This window comes from Paraburkholderia tagetis, assembly GCF_022213065.1.
Classification (GTDB): domain Bacteria; phylum Pseudomonadota; class Gammaproteobacteria; order Burkholderiales; family Burkholderiaceae; genus Paraburkholderia; species Paraburkholderia tagetis.
Map to the genome: position 1 here is coordinate 1 of NZ_JAKLJA010000113.1, position 1,744 is coordinate 1,744.

1 protein-coding gene is annotated in these 1,744 nt (G+C 58.7%); it reads left to right on the plus strand.

Annotated features, from left to right (window positions below):
- Positions 1 to 923: aldehyde dehydrogenase family protein (locus tag L5014_RS38475; protein ID WP_238469084.1), on the plus strand; the 923-nt coding region annotated here is incomplete at its 5' end.
- Between the last annotated feature and the right edge of the window lie 821 nt (positions 924 to 1,744).

A 1,744-nucleotide genomic window follows, 5' to 3' on the forward strand; every position in this document is an offset into this window, starting at 1 on the left:
TGATCGAGTTGATTGGTGACCTGTTCCCGGCGGGAGTGATCAACATCGTCAACGGCTTTGGAAAGGAAGCGGGTGAGGCGCTGGCAACCAGCACGCGCATCGCAAAGATCGCGTTCACGGGCTCGACGCCGGTCGGCAAGCGCGTCCTTCATGCGGCGGCGGAGAATCTGATTCCGTCGACGGTCGAGCTGGGCGGCAAGAGCCCGAACATCTTTTTCGCCGACGTGCTGGACCATGACGACGCGTTCCTGGACAAGGCGCTCGAGGGCCTCGCCATGTTCGCGCTGAATCAGGGTGAAGTGTGCACGTGCCCGTCGCGCGTGCTGATTCAGGAATCGATTTACGAACGTTTCATCGAGAAGGCCATTGCCCGCGTGGAGCGGATCAAGCTCGGGCATCCGCTGGACCTCGATACCATGATCGGTGCACAGGCGTCGCAGCAGCAACTCGAGAAAATCCTCTCGTATATCGACATTGGACGGGGAGAAGGTGCGCGATGCCTGACCGGCGGCGAACGCGCGGCCGCTGGCGCCGGACTCGGCAACGGCTTTTACGTGAAACCGACCCTGCTGTTCGGTCACAACAAGATGCGCGTGTTTCAGGAAGAGATTTTCGGGCCGGTTGCTTCTGTGATGACTTTCAAGGACGAACAGGAAGCCATCGAGATCGCGAACGACACGTACTATGGCCTTGGCGCCGGAGTGTGGACCCGCGACGGCACGCGCGCCTACAGAATGGGCCGTGAGATCGAGGCCGGACGCGTTTGGACCAATTGCTATCACCTGTATCCGGCGCATGCGGCGTTCGGTGGTTACAAACAGTCGGGAATCGGCCGGGAAACCCACAAGATGGCGTTGTCGAATTATCAGCAGACCAAGTGTCTGCTGGTGAGCTATCAGGCGGAAGCGCTCGGGTTTTTCTGAGCGAATGGCGCGGCGTCTGGTGTAGCGCTGGAGTGCGCTTTTCCGCGATTGGAATCGTGGGAGAGCGCTTTTTTGCTTGTTCTCTTTTTCGCTTTTTCGCGTTTCCTTGTTTTCGTGTCGGTCTGCAAGCGTTGCCCCTGTGCGGGGCGGCACCTACTTTTCTTTGCAGCCGCAAAGAAAAGTAGGCAAAAGAAAGCGGCTCAAACCGCCAGTGTGACGCAGTGCACCACTTGTCCTTAATCGGAGTGGTTCCGGAGCATCCGTCACCTCGCACCTTTAAACGTAGTGACAAAGGGCCCGCACATCCCGCTGCTCGCTACGCGCGCAGCGGTCGGGTATGCAAAGGAAACCAAGGGTTCTGCCTGGGCACTCGAAGGCGCATGCACTGTGTCAATGCACAGGCATCCTGATTGTTTGGAGTTATGCCCCACGGCGCGCGTAGCGCCGCCGGAGGAATGAGCCCTTAGTCACTCTGTTGTACGGCGCGTGGTGACAGACGCTCCGGAACCGCTCCGATTAAAGGCGAGTGGTCCACTGCGTCACACTGGCGGTTTGAGCGGCTTTCTTTTGCCTACTTTTCTTTGCCGCGGCAAAGAAAAGTAGGTGCCGCCCCGCACAGGGGCAACGCTAGCAGACCGACACGAACACAAGGAAACGCGACACAAGAAAACGCGACACAAGGAAACACAAAAAACCATGCTAATGGCGCGGCCCGGCATTGAGCGGCGTAGTCGAGGCTTGCGCGGCCTGCGCGGTCAGCTTCGCGCCACCCGCATCGTACCCGTTCGTATAAAGGAGAAAGGCCATCAAATCAGCGTAAT